Source organism: Bradyrhizobium sp. BR13661, assembly GCF_029892425.1.
Classification (GTDB): Bacteria; Pseudomonadota; Alphaproteobacteria; order Rhizobiales; family Xanthobacteraceae; genus Bradyrhizobium.
Map to the genome: position 1 here is coordinate 344,450 of NZ_JARXWB010000003.1, position 15,848 is coordinate 360,297.

Below are 15,848 nucleotides of genomic sequence, written 5' to 3' on the forward strand. Positions count from 1 at the left end.
TAAGAATAAAGCCGAATATGAATCGAGAACGTCCATCGTCCGACACTTTACCGGACCAGCGCGCACGGGAAAACGCAGACTCCCCTCGCCGCCTCGTTCTTCGGCGACCGGATGATTTTCACGTTCATCTGCGGGATGGTTTAATGCTGAACGCCTTGGTGAATGCAACCGCCAGGCAGTTTGGGCGAGCCATCGTGATGCCCAATCTGGATCCGCCGGTCACGACCGCCGCCGGAGCAGAAGCCTATCGGTCACGCATCCTTGCGGCTCTGGGCGAGCAGGACGATTTCAAGCCGTTGATGACGGTCTATCTGACCGACAATACGAAAACTCCCGATTTGGAGGCCGGCTTCAAGGCTGGTGTTCTGACGGCCGCTAAATTTTATCCGGCGCACGCCACGACCAATTCGGCTCTTGGTGTCACAGACCTGCGCAATCTCTACGGTGTTTTCAACGCTATGGAGCGCCTCAAAATGCCATTGCTTGTTCATGGCGAGGTGTCGGATCCCGATGTCGATGTTTTTGATCGGGAGAAGGCGTTCATCGATCGCTATCTCGCCAAATTGGTCAACGCATTTCCTGCCCTCAAAATTGTCCTGGAGCATATTACGACTGAGGAGGCCGTAGACTTCGTGGTTGCCGCCGGTCCTAATGTGGGGGCAACAATCACGCCGCATCACCTTTCGATCAACCGCAACTCCATGTTCCATGGCGGATTACGTCCTCACTTCTATTGTTTGCCAATCCTCAAGCGTGAGCATCATAGGCTTGCGCTTCGTCGCGCCGCCACTTCAGGCAATCCCAAGTTCTTCCTCGGTACAGATTCGGCGCCGCATGATATTTCAACCAAACAAAACGGTTGCGCCTGTGCCGGCATTTTTAATGCCGACGTCGCCATGCAGGTCTATGCACAAGTCTTTGAAGAAGAGGCATCGCTCGACCGTCTCGAAACGTTTGCCGCCGAACATGGCGCTCGTTTCTACGGCCTGCCGCTCAATCAGGGCAGGATCGCGCTTGAAAAAACCGGATCGATTGTCTCGGCCGAGTTCCCCGCCGGCAAGTCGAGGATCGTGCCTTTTAAAGCAGGCTCCGCCATCTCTTGGTCTTTTGTTGGCAAGGTTGCTGATGAACATCACTCCTAGCAAAAAGAACAACTTCCTTCCTTATGCGGGCCGGAAAGCAGTTCTGGCGACCATGCACAGCAAGCATACTGCGGTTGCGCCCGCGCTGCGAGCCGGCGTAGGCCTTGAAATCGTGACGGCAACGGGGATTGACACTGATCAACTCGGTACGTTCTCAGGCGAGATCCCTCGAAACGGAACAATGCTCGAAGTTGCGATTAGCAAGACGCGGCTGGGTATGAAAGCAAGCGGCCTTTCTTTGGGGTTGGCCACAGAAGGCACGTTTGGTCCTCATCCAGCTTTACCATTCTTGGCTGCAGGCATCGAGCTCATGACGTTTGTCGACGACGAACGAAAGATCGTTGTGAGCGAAAGCTTTGTTGCTCCACACACTAATTTTGACTATCTGGTTGTTGCTCCCGGAGAGGATCTCAAAGGCTTTCTTGATCGTGTCGGCTTTCCATCTCACGCCTTGATTGTACGTCCAAACGAAGGGAGCCCATCGCAAGGTCTCGTCAAAGGAATACTTGACGCCTCCGATCTGGGTCGAGCGATCGCAGTCGCCGCATCGCTCTCTAGCGACGGCAAGGCCCAGCTGGAAACCGACATGCGGGCGCATCTCAATCCGACCCGCATGCAAAGCCTTGCGCTATTGGCTGAAAAGTTAGCCAAGCGATTGGCAACCGCCTGTCCCGAATGCGACGCGCCCGGTTTTGGTCGTACCGAAACGCGAGAGGGATTGCTATGCGAGGCTTGCGGTGCGCCAACCCAGATGATCGCTACTGAAGTTTTCTCCTGCGCGAGCTGCAGCTACAGGGAAGATCGACCGCGCTTCGACGGCTTGAGAAAAGCGCCCCCGGGAAGTTGCCCAGAGTGTAATCCTTGAGGAAAGGTCCTCATCAAACCGTCCAAAAGATCCGGCATTAATCGATGCGTTAATCGCGAGTACGAGATGCAGACACCACAGAGCCCAGCTCTGAAGCGCGCGATGGAAGATATCGCATGGATTCTGAACAATCCCGCGACCAGCCCTTGGCTGAGAAGAGCCATTGTTGGCGCAACCCAGAACGACCCGATATCGGTGCTGAACGATCTCGAAATCTTGAAAGACGTTCTCGTTAGGTGGGCGAATGCCAACATCGAAACGACAACCGAGTAAGACGGGCCCGATCAAAAGCTAGGTTTTCCTGATCGCCATTGGAGTAAACATCCTATGACGCACTACCGTTCGGTTTCAGGAGTGTCCGCTATTGTCGATCGCTTCGATACTTTTTTGATCGATCAATTTGGGGTTATTCATGATGGAGACCGGCCCTACCCGGGCGCGCTTGACTGTCTCAGAAAGCTAAAGGCCCTTAACAAAGAGGTCGTCCTCCTCTCCAACTCCGGCAAGCGGTCTGGAGCAAATGTTGAGAGGCTACTGAGGCTCGGCTTCGCTCGTGAATGCTTCGATCACGTCGTTACTTCCGGTGATGTCGCGTGGCATTGCATTCTCAATCGAACGCTAGGTGGCCCCTTTTCACCAAGCAGCAAAATCTTTCTCGTTGGGCACGATGATTACGACTATGGCTTCGAAGCGCTCGACTTGACCAGGATTGAAGACCCTACCAACGCGGATTTCATAATAATTGCGGCAAGCCAAGCGCCACGAACATCCCTCGCAGAATATGGCGAGAGACTGCTAGCCGCCGCGGCAGCGAATATTCCGGCACTTTGCTGCAATCCAGACAGGATGATGTTAACGCAATCAGGTTTGCAACCGAGCGCCGGCGAGATTGCCCTGCTCTATGAAAGATTTGGCGGGAAAGTCGCTTATATTGGCAAGCCGTATTTGGAAATGTACCGCTACGCGAGCAAGACGGTCGCTCGGAAGACGTTGGCACGTGGTCTTGCGATCGGCGACAGCATTGAGCACGATATTGGCGGTGGTCACAAAGCAGGCCTTACTACCCTTTTAGTCCGAACCGGAATTTCGGGCAATTTGAGCAACCAAAGATTGAACGAAGAAATGCACCGACATGGTGCTTTTCCTGTGTTGCCCCAACTCTAAACTGGTAAAGTCTTCAATCAGCAGCAGAGTTTTGTCTGGCGCCCGTTCGTTTTCGCATGGCTAGACGGTCACGCCCGCGCTATACAAAAGGGCACGCTATTAGACAGGGTTTTCCTCAGCTATACGATTTCATTGCCTGCCAAGCGCAGAAATCCATTGCGATCGGGCTCTGAAACAGCAAGCTTCCACTGCAATGCAGCGGGAAACCGCTCTTCGCGGGCTCGTCGCCGGTTTCTAGTGAGAGATTTGTAGAGAGCGACAAGCTACCGCTCTTCACGCCAGCAGGTCTATGAATCTTAGGGCGACGCTAGTTTCGCATGGAGCGTTTGCGTACAAACTACGCGGCCGGTGCCGTCCTACGTCCGTGCAAAGGTTGATGTCGGTGGGAGCTCAGTTGCGGCTCCCTCGAGAAAGACCTCATTCCCGAGTGCAGCGATGGGCAGCCGCAAATTCGGCATTCAGAAACAGTTGTGACGGGTCGCCGAAATGGCAGCGCATCCGGTCAGCTCCTCCCGTAGGAATAATGTTTGGTACTGCTTCGCCCCACGCAAACGCCCGTAAATATACGGTAGTGAAAACCGTTGGCTAACCCGCATATTCTGCTGGTAGCTGAGGTGAGGATCAAGATTAGACTATTCAAGAAAGCGAGAGTCTACTCCCGCTGCGGGCGTCCGTGGAGTTGCTCTTATCACCTGTCTTCGGCAATGGTGAGCTCGTCTGAGGTTGGAAACGCGATGCTGAGAAGCTGAAAGAAATGATAAGCTTGCAGGAACGCAATTGGGAGGCCGCACTGAGGCTTTCCGTAGCATCGAGCGGGATGTAGCTCTACGCGAATTAGGTGCGTTTCAGACCACCCTGCTAACCTTGATCCGCAGGCTCGATTTAAGCATCGAGCGAGCTATTGATTGAACATCCGAATCCCAACCTAAAAGCAACGCCTAGCGTAACGGCATAGAGCGGCCAAGTCGACTCTCAGCTCAAAGCGTAGCGCCCTTGGCTTCCGCCGCCGCGATCTGCATGCGCTACTGTGGCAGCTAGACCTTGGCCGGCAAAAGGCGTCGGCTTGTAGACCAACTCCTAGCCACTCTATGCCAGTCATTGGATACGATCGACTGGCAGAACTTGCGATGACCAGCTCGCTACGGCCAAGGACGCTTTGATCGATAGGCTACGTGATGGGATTCCGCGCCTCACGCCACTCTTACTGATGCAAGAAACTTGCTTACTTCAAGTTTCAGGCGATTACTATCCCCCGATAGTGACTGGGCTGCAGAGAGGACTTGTGAAGATGCTGATCCTGTTTCGCCTGCGCCGCGCTGGACGTCAGTGATGTTGGACGAAACCTGCTGGGTACCCTGGGCTGCTTGCTGCACATTGCGGGAAATTTCTTGAGTTGCGGCGCCTTGTTCTTCCACAGCAGCAGCGATAGTTGACGAAATTTCGGAAAGGCGCTCGATCGTCGTCCCAATCTCCTTGATCGCGCCAACTGATTCCTCAGTTGCTTTCTGAATCCCCTCGATTTGGTGACCAATTTCGCCGGTAGCCTTTGCCGTCTGTTCGGCGAGCGCCTTGACCTCCGAAGCGACTACCGCGAAGCCTCGACCGGCCTCTCCGGCACGAGCAGCTTCGATTGTCGCATTTAACGCTAACAAATTGGTCTGACCGGCAATGCTGCTGATCAAGTCGACCACGTCGCCGATCCGGTTGGCGGCTTGCGATAGCGCGCTGACGCGTTCGTTGGTCTTGTTGGCCTGCACAACAGCTTCTTGAGCAACTCGAGCCGACTCCTGCACTTGGCGGCTGATTTCGGTGATTGACGAAGAAAGCTCTTCCGTTGCAGAAGCGACCGATTGAACGTTGGTCGAGGCTTCTTCTGAGGCCGACGCGACAGCGACGGAAAGCTGTTGAGTTGAATCTGCTGTATGCGTCAGCGTTCCTGCCGCCGCCTCTAGCTCAGTGGACGCGGACGCGACCGTCTCGATGATGTCTCCAACCGCTGCCTCAAAATCACCGGCGAGCTTGTGCATATCGGCTTTACGCTGCACCGCCGCGCGGGCTTCCATATCCTTCTTTGATTCGACATCAAATCCCAATTTTGCCTGAAGAGCCTGGATATTGCGGAGCGCGGTTCCGATCTCATCATCTCGTTCTACGACCACCCGACTGTCAAACCGGCCTTGGGCGATCGCTGCCAGCACCTCGTTTGCATGGGCAAGCGGCCGGTTGATCGCGCGAATAGTTAGAAGGGCGAGGAAGCCGCCTAATAGCACGGCAACGCAGATGGAGATTGCAATCGCGACGTTTGCCCAAAAATTTGCACGTTCGGTTGCCTCATATTCGCTTTTTCCACCACTCACCTGAAGCGCCACGAGTTTCTCGAGATTGACCTTGGCATCCACGAAAAGGGGAGCCATTTTCTGGGCAACATGAGAGTTCAATTGGTCGTAATTCTTTTCGGCAAGCAGGGAAAGACCCGGCTTTAGTCCCTTTTCGACGTATGCCGAGCGGGCGGCAATGAACGCATCGGCTGCCGCCTTCTCTTCGTGCGAATGAAACGCCTTCGTGTAAGACGACCACACGCGCGAAATCTGCTCGATATTTGCTGCAATCTTTGCGGCTGCGTCGGCGGGAACCTTACCTGACTTAGAGTCAGCGACTGCGCCGTATAGCGTAAGGGCGTTTTCCTTCAGCCGGTCGTTGATTTCGAAAAGCTGAGCCATGGGGACAGCGCGGTCTTCGTAGATTGTCTTCGCGTGCTGATCGATCTGCTGCATCGCGCCGTAACCGACCGCGCCCACAGCTAGAATAAATGCGACCATGACCCCGGTCATTGTCAAAAGGCGCGCTTTGAGCGTTGCCGTAAACGGGGAGAACACATCTGCAAACGAGCGCTTGCGAATCATACCAGCGTCAATCCGATATCCCTTGCCGCCGCCTCCATTGATCTCGGCGTAAACGCCTTCGGCTTCCTCGCGCTGGTCCTGGGGAAGCTTGGAACGGATCGACATATACCCAGAGATCTGACCAGCTTCATAGATTGGCGTTGCGCTGGCAAGCACCCAATAGAAATCGCCGTTCTTGCGGCGGTTCTTCACAGCGCCAGCCCATGGCTTGCCGGCCTTGATCGTGTCCCACAAATTCTCAAAAGCGGCTGGAGGCATATCCGGATGACGGACAATGTTGTGCGGCTGCCCCATCAGCTCTGCATCGTCAAAGCCCGCCGCGTCGACAAAAGCTTTATTGAAGTAAGTAAGCTTGCCCTTCAGATCGGTCTTTGAGACGATCAGCGTATCCTCACCAAGATGATATTCGTTGTGGGTGACAGGAAGATTTTTGCGCATCTCGATTCTCCGTTAGCTGGATTTGAACTTTTGAGAGATCGTGGGCCGTCCCGGTGCCGCGAAATTTACAACGCGGCGGCTTTCGACTTGGCGACCTCGAGCATTTTGTTGATGCGATCGAAGTGGCCTAACAGCTGAGTTCTGCGGTCTTCGTCTAAGATTAAATCAATGAACTGGCGCGTTCGTGCACAAGAGATATCAAGCAATTCGATTGCGCGCTGCAGCTCTTGCTTGGTTTCAAACGATGTCTCAGCCAATTGGCCGACGGCATTTGCCAGTTGTTGCAAGACAATTGATGCTTCACTCGGGCGCGGCCGACGTTGAGGCCTAAAAGAGACAATATTGGTCATTTTGGCTCTGCTCCTATCAGCAGGCAGATTTGATCCCAAGAGCAAAAGATTTTTGGAAGGGTCTACGGACGGGATTGACGGCTAAGCGAGACAAAAACCGTGTCACAGGTCCGCGCCTGTTGACTGCGAATCTAGTAATCTTCAGCTAACGACGCCTTAATCGCAGCAATTCCAACGTTCGGTAATACTACGGAGCGAGTGTTCGTGTTTGTACGACAAAACTCGATCTCAGTGGGTTCGCTTGGCACTCGACTTTCATGCTTTCGTTTACGGTGACGCAGGCCTCCTCACAACATCAGTCACACTGGCAAACCAAGTTGATTTAACGCAAATCTCGAATGACGCTTCTGCGATCAGAACTTCAATTTGCGCACCCGAACTTGAGCATCAACTGGAGATTGGCCATACTAAGACTCTAATCCGTGACCACTCACGGGTGTGCACGAAGCGCGTGTTCGCCGGCTCGCTCCACGGCCAGCTTTGCGTTGATAGGCGTCAAGATCGACGTCAACAATTTCAAGTCTGCGGATTGCAACTTGATTTTTCAGTTCCTCACGCGCTTCTTCATATTCAATCATTTCTACGACGCATGTGAGATGATTAGGCTTGCGCAAAAGACCGTGCTATCGTTTGAGGCCTCGCAAGTGCGCGTCGCCACGGCAATCGGACTTAGTTCCGCTTTGAGCAAACCTTGGAGGGTATCCATAACGTTGGATTGACCTGAAGTACTCGCTCTTCTGGGCAATCTGATCATAGTGCTCACAATTCTGCCTTTCATCTGCTACGTGAACAGGGCTGTTCTCTGGAGGCAGCCCTGTGCAATTTCAGCCTGCTCGCACGGTCGTTAGGAACTTCGTCACTTCCATTTTCAGCCGGTTGCTATCGCCCGACAGCATTTGCGCTGCAGATAGCACTTGAGACGATGCTGACCCGGTCTCGCTCGCACCGCGTTGCACATCTGTGATGCTGGAAGAGACCTGCATGGTCCCCTGTGCGGCTTGTTGCACGTTGCGGGAGATTTCCTGAGTCGCTGCTCCCTGCTCCTCCACTGCGGCCGCAATGGTCGAGGAAATTTCCGATAGCTTTTCGATGGTCCCGTGGATATCCTTAATCGAAATCACCGATTCTTGCGTAGCTGCTTGGATGCTCGAAATCTGCTGGCCAATTTCGCCAGTTGCCTTCGCCGTCTGTTCCGCCAACGCCTTCACTTCGGAGGCAACCACGGCGAATCCGCGACCAGCTTCACCCGCACGGGCCGCTTCAATGGTCGCGTTCAACGCCAGCAGATTGGTCTGACCGGCGATCGTGTTGATTAGCTCGACGACGTCACCGATACGGGTAGCGGCTTTGGACAACTCGCTGACCCGCTCAGTGGTAGAGCGAGCCTGGTCGACAGCTTCGTTCGCCATCCGTGCCGATTCCTGCACTTGCCGGCTGATCTCGGTAACAGACGACGACAATTCTTCCGTGGCTGACGCAACCGACTGCACATTAGTCGATGCTTCTTCGGACGCCGCCGCGACAGTGGTGGTGAGTTCCTGGGACCGTTCCGCTGTAGTGGTAAGCGTCTTGGCAGAGGCTTCCAGTTCTGTGGAGGCCGAAGAAACAGTCTCGACAATCTCGCCGACTGCGGCCTCGAACTGGTCGGCAAGCTTGATCATTTCGGCCTTGCGCTGCTGCGCCGCAATCTCGTCCTGACCGCGCTTTGCTTCAGCCTCCTCCCGGGCTTTTTGCTCGGCCTTGACTTTGAATGTTTCGACGGCCTGCGCCATGTCGCCGATTTCATCACCGCGGCCGAGGCCAGGCAGCACCACCGAGAAATTGCCTTCGGCGAGTTCGCGCATTCCGGCGCACAGACCGACTACTGGCTTGGAGATTGCGCGTCCTATCAGCCAAGCAAGCGCGATGCCCAAGACCAAGCTACCAATTGCGAGCATCATTACGAAGTGTTCGGTGGAGACCATTGCCTCGGTGGTCTCGTGTTCGATCTTTGCTTCGTCGGCGATTCCGGATTGCTTGATTTCCTCAGCATCAGCGCCGATCGCCTTCGCGAAAACCGCCATCTCGCCATTCACAAGAGTTTCAATCTCATGAGTGTTGTGAGCCGCCTTGCGATAGGCCTCGGCATACTTGTCGATGTTGGTATTGGCATCGGCAAAGTTCTTTCGCACGTCATCGTTGGCGATTCCTGCGCCAAGCGAGGTCATGGCGGTCTTTAATGCTGACAGGGCCTTATCGGCGCCGTCGGCCGCACTCTGCTCATGGCGGCCAAGCAGCTTGTTAACATTCAGGCGCGCCAGGAGCACTTGTTTGAGAGCCTCTCCCGCCAGTATCATGCTGTTGGAGCTCCCGGCTTTGGCGACCGCGACATTTTGCAATTCTTGGATCTCTGTCGTCGATTTGAGGCCAAGGGGATCGAGAACTTCCTTAGTCAGCTTGTTCTGCTCCTGCTTCAGTACGACAAGCTTGTCGAAGTCCTTGGCATATTGCTCAAACTGGTCCCTGATGTGCTCCAGTTTCTTGATCCGCTCGGCCACCTTGAAAGCGGCAAGGCCTCGCTTAATATGGTCGGCAACAATTTGTTGTCGCTTACGCGCCTCGGGAACCAGATTTTCGTCGCCGGAGACAGCAAACTCTCGGACAAATCGTCGAAAAGCGACGAAGTCCCGGTCGACATCTCTGGCGATGCCGACGACTGTCACGCGTAGCTTGAAGGTTTCAAACCCGTCGCCGACCTTGCCAAACCCCCGATACGATGAGACGGCTAGACCGGCCATCAGCGCCAGGATGACGGCAAAGCCGATGATAATTTTGGTGCCGATCTTGCGGTTATTAAAGATGGCAAAGATATTGGTCGATTTGGCGCTGGCAACAGATGAAGCCATGATGTAAGTCCTTTTTTGAAAACGGTAAGCGATTAGTGAGATTCAATAAGCAAGCGACGGTTGCGTTGCTGAACCGGGCGCGCATTGTTGCTGAACAGCGCGGCGAACTTCTGGATTTGCGCAGCCGAAGCTTCCATTGGTTCCTTATAGACAGTCCATGTCAGGCCTTCTGAGCAGGGTGGGGTTGTCAACGAACCCATATAGCGGAAGTAGCCGCCGGTCTTCGGCAGCATCGCCGCGATGTCTATCGTGCTCGCAGCTCGGAGCTCCGGACCGGGTTTTGCGGGCATTGAATCAAAGAAGGCTTTCATTGCCACGTTCTCGGCACCAGGTCGGATAAAGACTCCGGACACGGCGAGCGCGCCAGAATTTGAGCGGTGGACGAAGTGGCATTCCAGGTCGAAGCCCTTGCCAGCCAGAAGATGCTCGCTTGGATGGTGGAGGTGTAGTTGCATTAACTCGTAACGCGTAGCGCCGATCACGCAGGCGCTTCCGGGATCCGCGTTGACTTGCACAGTGTGGCCGTTGTTGATGATACGTAACTGCAGAGGCAGATAATGGTACTCTGCTGACGCGGCATCGCCCTTGATGCCATCTCTAAGGTCAATTGGCGTTTGCTCCAGACCGAGCTGACACACCTTGAAATCGGCTTGCAGCTCACCCCATTTCTCCGGACTACCGGCTCCTTCGTATCCCTCCGCCAAAGGCCGTCTTGCTTGAGGGACGCGAGGGTTGCAGGTCCTAGGGTGCGTGTTTCGGTAATTCCCGGACACTGATTTCGGTAATTCGCGGACAGTGATTTCAGTAATTCCGGGACAGGGATTCCGCTAAATCGCGGACAGTTACGGAGCTGGTTTTTCGGGAGCGCCGTTCAGGCAATGTTCTCTCTCAAGCTGAGTTTGAGAGGGGCGATGCCGAGACGGAAGCAAGCGAAACGAACCACCGTGAAGGACCTACGATCGATCCTGAGGCTGACATACGAGCAAGGCCTGTCCGTTCGGGCGATCTCGGAACGGCTGCAGATCAGCAAGACTTCGGTTGCCACCTACCTGCTGCGGGCGCGTGAAGCGGGCTTAAGCTGGCCGCTGCCGGCGATTTACGAGAGCGAGGCGGCGTTACAGCGGGCTTTGTTCCGGCGGGTCGGGCGCCCGCCTCAGGACTTGAGCGAACCTGAGTGGCCCCGGGTGGCGCAGGAACTCAAGCGCAAGGGCGTGACGCTGACGCTGCTGTGGCAGGAATACCGGACGGCGCATCCGGACGGCTATGGTTACACGTGGTTCTGTGAGAGGTTTGCCGCCTATCAGCGCCGGGCGAACCCGATCTTCCGCCACCGCCACGCGGCGGGTGCGGTGATGCAGACCGACTATGCCGGCCCGACGGTGGAGGTGATCGATCCGCAAAGCGGCGAGATCCGTCAGGCGCAGATATTTGTCGCGGTGCTCGGGGCCTCGTCGCTGACCTTCGCTATGGGGAGCTTCGGTCAGCGACTACCAGATTGGATTGAAGGCCAGACCCGGGCCTTGTCGTACTTCGGCGGCGTTCCCAAGGCGATCGTCTGTGACAATCTGAAGGCCGGAGTCGTCAAGGCGTTGTGGTTCGAGCCAACGCTCAACCAAACCTTTGCCGCGATGGCCGAGCACTACGACACGACGATTTTGCCGACCCGCAGCCGCAAGCCGCGCGACAAGGGCAAGGTTGAAGGCGCGGTGCTGATTGTCGAGCGCTGGATCCTGGCCCGGCTGCGCCACCGGCGGTTCTTCAACTTGGCCGATCTCAATGCCGCGATCGGCGGTTTGCTCGAGGAGTTGAACAATCGGCCGATGCGCCATATCGGCAAATCCCGCCGCCAGCTGTTCGAGGAGATCGAACGCACCGCGCTGGCACCGCTGCCGAGCGAGCCATTCGAATACGCCGAGTGGAAAACGGCCAAGGTACATCCCGATTATCACGTCGAAGTTGACAAGACTTTTTACTCGGTGCCGCACCGGCTGATTGGCCGTCGAGTGGACGTCCGGCTCACCTATCGGGCGGTCGAGATCTTCCAGGATCACACGCGTGTCGCCAGCCATGTGCGCCGCTCTCAGCGTGGTGGCCATGTCACCGTGAACGAGCACATGCCCAAGGCCCATCAGCGTTACGCCAATATGACGCCGGCGAGCTTGATCAAGATGGCGGGGCGGATCGGCGTCAACGCCGCCACCCTGGTCGAGCGGATGATGCGTGAGCGCCCGCATCCCGAGCAGGGTTATCGCTCCGCGATGGGGATCATCGCCCTGGCGAGGCGCTACGAGCGCAATCGGCTCGAAACAGCCTGCGAGAGGGCGCTCGCCATCAACGCGATCAGCTACTCGTCCGTGAGCGCCATCCTCAAATCCGGCCTCGACCGCGCGAGCCCCGCCGCCGAACCCGTCAAAGCCGCGCCCTCACACGCCAACATTCGTGGCGGAGCCTATTATCAATGAAGGAAAGGACCATCATGATGCTGACCCATCCGACCCTCGACCAGATGCAGGCACTCGGCCTTGCCGGAATGGCGGCGGCCTACCGACAATTAGCCGAACAGGACAATGCCGCCGATCTCAGCCGCGATGAGTGGCTCGGCCTGATGCTGGATCGCGAAGCCGCCATACGTGCTGACCGGCGCCTGACCAATCGCCTCGCCGCAGCCAAGCTGCGCTTCGTCGACGCATGTATCGAAGACATCGACTTCGCGTCCCGCCGCGGCCTTGACCGGCGCAACACCCTGCAGCTGGCGCAAGGCGCCTGGCTGAAAGCCCACGAGAACCTGATCCTCACTGGTCAAACCGGTACAGGCAAAACCTGGTTGGCCTGTGCCTTCGGACGCCAGGCGGCCAGGCTCGATCATTCCGTCCTCTATCTGCGTGTGCCGCGCCTGTTCGAGGACCTCGCCATGGCCCGTCTCGATGGTCGCTTCCCGCGCCTCATCGACAAGCTGGCACGTGTTCAGTTGCTCATTCTCGACGACTGGGGAACCCACACCCTCAACGATCAGCAGCGCCTCGATCTCCTGGAAATCTTCGAAGAGCGCTACAGGCGCAAATCCACCCTCATCACCGCCCAGCTGCCCGTCGCCCAATGGCATGACATGATCGGAGAACCAACCATCGCCGACGCCATCCTCGACCGGATCATCCACAACGCCCACCGTGTCGCCCTTGAAGGCGACAGCATGCGAAGGAAAAAAGTCCCGCGCCCCTTGACCGACGCCGAAAACAGCGAAACGAATACCAATTGACTTCAACAACCAGGCAACCAAAAGCCAGCGCCGCCTCGCTGTCCGCGAATTAGCGAAACTGCTGTCCCTCAGTTAGCGAAACCGCTGTCCCGTTTTTGCGAAATACGCACCTAGGGGTAATCCTAGGAGAAGCGCTATGACGATTTCGCGGGCAGAGGTTATCGCATCGGTCGAGCGGCGGCGCCGGTGGTCGCAGGGTGAGAAGGAACGGCTTGTTGCAGCATCGCTTGAGCCCGGAGCCAGTGTTTCCGAGGTGGCTCGCATGGCCGGCCTTCATGTGAGCCAGCTGTTCAGGTGGCGCAAAGAGCTTTGCAAGCATGGTGAAGCGAGTACAGCGCCGTTCGTGCCGGTCGAGATTGGGCCGTCTGCTCCGCCGCGGGAGGTGGCCGAAGTGCCATTGACGACGACGGTGGCGCGTCGGCGGAAGAGCCAGGGCATCATCGAGATTGATCTTGGTAGCGGGCACCGCATCCGGGTCGATGGCGACGTTGATGGAGACGCGCTACGTCGCGTTCTCGATGCTCTGGTACGCCGATGATCCCGGTTCCGATGGGCGCGCGAGTGTGGCTCGCGACAGGCTACACGGACATGCGCCGGGGTTTTCCGTCGTTGGCACTCCAAGTGCAGGAGGTGCTGCGCAAGGACCCGCTCAGCGGTCATCTGTTCGTGTTCCGCGGTCGCCGAAGCGATCTTGTGAAGGTGATCTGGCACGATGGCCAGGGGGCATGCCTGTTCACCAAAAGACTCGAGAGGGGAAGGTTCATCTGGCCATCGGTTGCGGGCGAAGCCGTGACGATCTCACCGGCGCAGATGAGCTATCTGTTGTCCGGAATCGATTGGCGCAACCCTCAAGAAGCGCTGCGACCAACGCGGGTCGGATAGCCGTTTTACTGTTTGAATCTGCAACGTGATCTGATTCAATGGCTCATGATATCGAAGCCGGACGACCTTCCATCGGACCTCGTGAGTGCCCTGGCGGCGCTGCAGGCCGAGCGTGAGGCGCGGCTGCAAGCCGAGGCGGTAGCTGCCAGTGCGCGGGCGGAGCTGTCGGCCAACGAGGCGCTGATCGCGCACCTCGAGCTGCGGATCGAGAAGCTCAAGCGCGAACTGTACGGGCAGCGTTCCGAGCGCACGGCGCGGCTGATCGAGCAATTGGAATTGGAGCTCGAAGAACTCGTCACCACGGCGAGCGAGGATGAGCTTGCCGCACGTACCGCCGCGGCGAAAACCCAGGCCGTGCGCGCCTTCACACGCAAGCGGCCGGTGCGCAAGCCGTGGCCGGACGACATCGAACGCGAGCGCGTCGTCATCGAGGCCCCGACGAGCTGTGCATGCTGCGGCGGATCGCGCCTGGCGAAGCTGGGCGAGGATGTGACCGAGACGCTGGAGGAGATCCCGCGCCGGTTCAAGCTGATCGAGACGGTGCGGGAGAAGTTCACCTGCCGCGATTGCGAGAAGATCAGCCAGCCGCCGGCACCGTTCCATGCCACGCCGCGCGGCTTCATCGGTCCGCAATTGCTGGCGACGATCCTGTTCGACAAGTTCGGCATGCATATCCCGCTCAACCGCCAGAGCGTGCGCTTCAAGGCTGAGATGATCGATTTGCCGCTATCGACGCTGGCCGACCAGGTCGGCCACGGGACCTTCGCCGTCATGCCGCTGTTCCAACTGATCGAGCGGCATGTGCTGTCGGCCGAGCGCCTTCATGGCGACGACACCACCATCCGCATCTTGGCCAAGGGCAAGTGCACGACCGGGCGAATCTGGACCTATGTGCGGGATGACCGGCCCTACGGTGGGCCTGCGCCGGCGGCGGCGGTCTATTACGCCTCGAGCGACCGACGAGGTGAGCATCCGCAGAAGCATCTGGCCGCCTTCACCGGCATCCTGCAAGCCGACTGCTACAATGGCTTCGAGCCGCTGTTCGACCCGCAGAAGAAGGCGAAGCCGATCACGCCGGCATTTTGCTTCGCCCATGCGCGGCGGGGCTTCTTCGAGCTGGCCGATATCGAGAAAACCGCCCGGGCCGGACAGAAAGGCAAACCGGTCTCCCCGATCGCGCTGGAGGCGGTCAGGCGTCTGGACGCCCTGTTCGAGATCGAGCGCGCCATCAATGGCCGCAGTGCCGACGAGCGGCGTGCCGTGCGCCAGGAGAGAAGCAAGCCGCTGCTCGACGACATGCATGCCTGGCTGCTCCGCGAGCGAGAAACCCTGTCGCGCTCCTCCGAGGTCCTGAAGCCCATGAATTACATGCTCAGGCGCTGGGCTGACTTTGCCCGCTTCCTCGACGATGGCAGGATCTGCCTCAGCAACAACGCCGCCGAAAGAGCGTTGCGCGGCATCGCCTTGGGAAGGCGCAACTGGACCTTCGCCGGCAGTCTGCGTGGCGCTGACCGCGCCGCCATCATGCTGACGATGATCACGACCTGTCGCCTGAACGACGTCGATCCCAAAGCCTGGCTCGCCGACGTCCTCGCCCGTATCGCCGATCTTCCAGCTTCGCGTCTGCACGAGCTGCTGCCCTGGGAATGGAAGCTCCTGCGCCAAGCCGACAAGCCCGACGATCAGCAAGCCGCCTGACCTTCACCCAACGCTGTCATACAGCTCGCCACACCCGCGCGCATGCGCCAATCAGGCGGCCTTTGTCGTATGCGTACGCTCCTTCATAGCTCCAATGCGGTGCGGCTTGGCCCTGCGCGGTTGCGTCTGAAGCGAGCGCATGTCTGGCCGCAACGCAGCAGGCGCATGCAAAGGCATTCAAAATCCATTTACGACGATCAATTGGCATGCAATCGCTCCATGACGTGCGCATACAGTTCGCAGCGGCGGGACACCGCGCGATGGT

13 protein-coding genes are annotated in these 15,848 nt (G+C 57.4%); 9 read left to right on the forward strand and 4 right to left on the reverse strand.

The features are described from left to right. The first annotated feature begins 17 nt into the window (after window positions 1-17). The 4 genes from pyrC to M2427_RS07165 all read left to right on the forward strand — a co-directional run bounded on the left by pyrC (window position 18) and on the right by M2427_RS07165 (window position 3,171). Window positions 18-1,142, forward strand: coding sequence for a dihydroorotase (pyrC, locus tag M2427_RS07150; RefSeq protein WP_280705506.1), 1,125 nt, complete (start codon window positions 18-20; stop codon window positions 1,140-1,142). Beyond that, a complete protein-coding gene (locus tag M2427_RS07155) occupies window positions 1,126-2,007 on the forward strand; it encodes a DUF6671 family protein (protein WP_280705507.1) in 882 nt (293 codons plus the stop codon). Before pyrC ends, M2427_RS07155 begins: the two co-directional genes overlap by 17 nt. A 66-nt stretch (window positions 2,008-2,073) precedes the next feature. Beyond that, entirely contained in the window at window positions 2,074-2,280 is a 207-nt protein-coding gene (locus tag M2427_RS07160; protein ID WP_280705508.1) for a hypothetical protein, read from the forward strand. A 54-nt stretch (window positions 2,281-2,334) separates the two neighbouring features. Next, window positions 2,335-3,171, forward strand: coding sequence for a TIGR01459 family HAD-type hydrolase (locus M2427_RS07165; protein ID WP_280705509.1), 837 nt, complete (start codon window positions 2,335-2,337; stop codon window positions 3,169-3,171). Window positions 3,172-4,361: 1,190 nt separating this feature from the next. Here the strand turns inward: M2427_RS07165 and M2427_RS07170 are convergent. From M2427_RS07170 to M2427_RS07185, 4 genes are all read right to left on the reverse strand, one after another. Next, window positions 4,362-6,512: a methyl-accepting chemotaxis protein gene (locus M2427_RS07170; RefSeq protein ID WP_280705510.1), complete on the reverse strand. Its 2,151-nt coding sequence runs from the start codon at window positions 6,510-6,512 to the stop codon at window positions 4,362-4,364. A 65-nt stretch (window positions 6,513-6,577) separates the two neighbouring features. Then, a complete protein-coding gene (locus M2427_RS07175; RefSeq protein WP_280705511.1) occupies window positions 6,578-6,862 on the reverse strand; it encodes a hypothetical protein in 285 nt (94 codons plus the stop codon). Between the two features lie 824 nt (window positions 6,863-7,686). Then, window positions 7,687-9,747, reverse strand: coding sequence for a methyl-accepting chemotaxis protein (locus M2427_RS07180; protein WP_280705512.1), 2,061 nt, complete (start codon window positions 9,745-9,747; stop codon window positions 7,687-7,689). A 32-nt stretch (window positions 9,748-9,779) separates the two neighbouring features. Then, a complete protein-coding gene (locus M2427_RS07185; RefSeq protein ID WP_280705513.1) occupies window positions 9,780-10,451 on the reverse strand; it encodes a carbonic anhydrase family protein in 672 nt (223 codons plus the stop codon). A gap of 207 nt (window positions 10,452-10,658) precedes the next feature. Between M2427_RS07185 and istA the strand changes: the two genes are divergently transcribed. From istA to M2427_RS07210, 5 genes are all read left to right on the forward strand, one after another. After that, window positions 10,659-12,209, forward strand: coding sequence for an IS21 family transposase (gene istA, locus M2427_RS07190; protein ID WP_280705613.1), 1,551 nt, complete (start codon window positions 10,659-10,661; stop codon window positions 12,207-12,209). Window positions 12,210-12,226: 17 nt separating this feature from the next. Next, window positions 12,227-13,003, forward strand: a complete 777-nt coding sequence (gene istB, locus M2427_RS07195; protein ID WP_280705614.1) for an IS21-like element helper ATPase IstB — start codon at window positions 12,227-12,229, stop codon at window positions 13,001-13,003. A 136-nt stretch (window positions 13,004-13,139) separates the two neighbouring features. Continuing rightward, complete coding sequence (locus M2427_RS07200; protein ID WP_280705514.1) at window positions 13,140-13,541, forward strand: transposase; 402 nt, start codon at window positions 13,140-13,142, stop codon at window positions 13,539-13,541. Then, a complete protein-coding gene (gene tnpB / locus M2427_RS07205; protein WP_280705516.1) occupies window positions 13,538-13,885 on the forward strand; it encodes an IS66 family insertion sequence element accessory protein TnpB in 348 nt (115 codons plus the stop codon). The genes M2427_RS07200 and tnpB overlap by 4 nt, the downstream gene beginning before the upstream one ends. 45 nt (window positions 13,886-13,930) lie before the next feature. Continuing rightward, window positions 13,931-15,583 carry an IS66 family transposase gene (locus tag M2427_RS07210; protein WP_280705517.1) on the forward strand — a complete coding sequence of 551 codons (1,653 nt, stop codon included), beginning with the start codon at window positions 13,931-13,933 and terminating at the stop codon, window positions 15,581-15,583. Window positions 15,584-15,848 lie beyond the last annotated feature (265 nt).

Bases quoted from the DNA above. Each gene is read 5' to 3' on its own strand.
- istB (WP_280705614.1), top strand. From the start codon at position 12,227: ATGCTGACCCATCCGACCCTCGACCAGATGCAGGCACTCGGCCTTGCC.
- M2427_RS07175 (WP_280705511.1), bottom strand. From the start codon at position 6,862: ATGACCAATATTGTCTCTTTTAGGCCTCAACGTCGGCCGCGCCCGAGT.
- M2427_RS07160 (WP_280705508.1), top strand. From the start codon at position 2,074: ATGCAGACACCACAGAGCCCAGCTCTGAAGCGCGCGATGGAAGATATC.
- M2427_RS07210 (WP_280705517.1), top strand. From the start codon at position 13,931: ATGATATCGAAGCCGGACGACCTTCCATCGGACCTCGTGAGTGCCCTG.
- M2427_RS07165 (WP_280705509.1), top strand. From the start codon at position 2,335: ATGACGCACTACCGTTCGGTTTCAGGAGTGTCCGCTATTGTCGATCGC.
- M2427_RS07200 (WP_280705514.1), top strand. From the start codon at position 13,140: ATGACGATTTCGCGGGCAGAGGTTATCGCATCGGTCGAGCGGCGGCGC.
- istA (WP_280705613.1), top strand. From the start codon at position 10,659: ATGCCGAGACGGAAGCAAGCGAAACGAACCACCGTGAAGGACCTACGA.
- M2427_RS07170 (WP_280705510.1), bottom strand. From the start codon at position 6,512: ATGCGCAAAAATCTTCCTGTCACCCACAACGAATATCATCTTGGTGAG.
- pyrC (WP_280705506.1), top strand. From the start codon at position 18: ATGAATCGAGAACGTCCATCGTCCGACACTTTACCGGACCAGCGCGCA.
- M2427_RS07155 (WP_280705507.1), top strand. From the start codon at position 1,126: ATGAACATCACTCCTAGCAAAAAGAACAACTTCCTTCCTTATGCGGGC.
- M2427_RS07180 (WP_280705512.1), bottom strand. From the start codon at position 9,747: ATGGCTTCATCTGTTGCCAGCGCCAAATCGACCAATATCTTTGCCATC.
- tnpB (WP_280705516.1), top strand. From the start codon at position 13,538: ATGATCCCGGTTCCGATGGGCGCGCGAGTGTGGCTCGCGACAGGCTAC.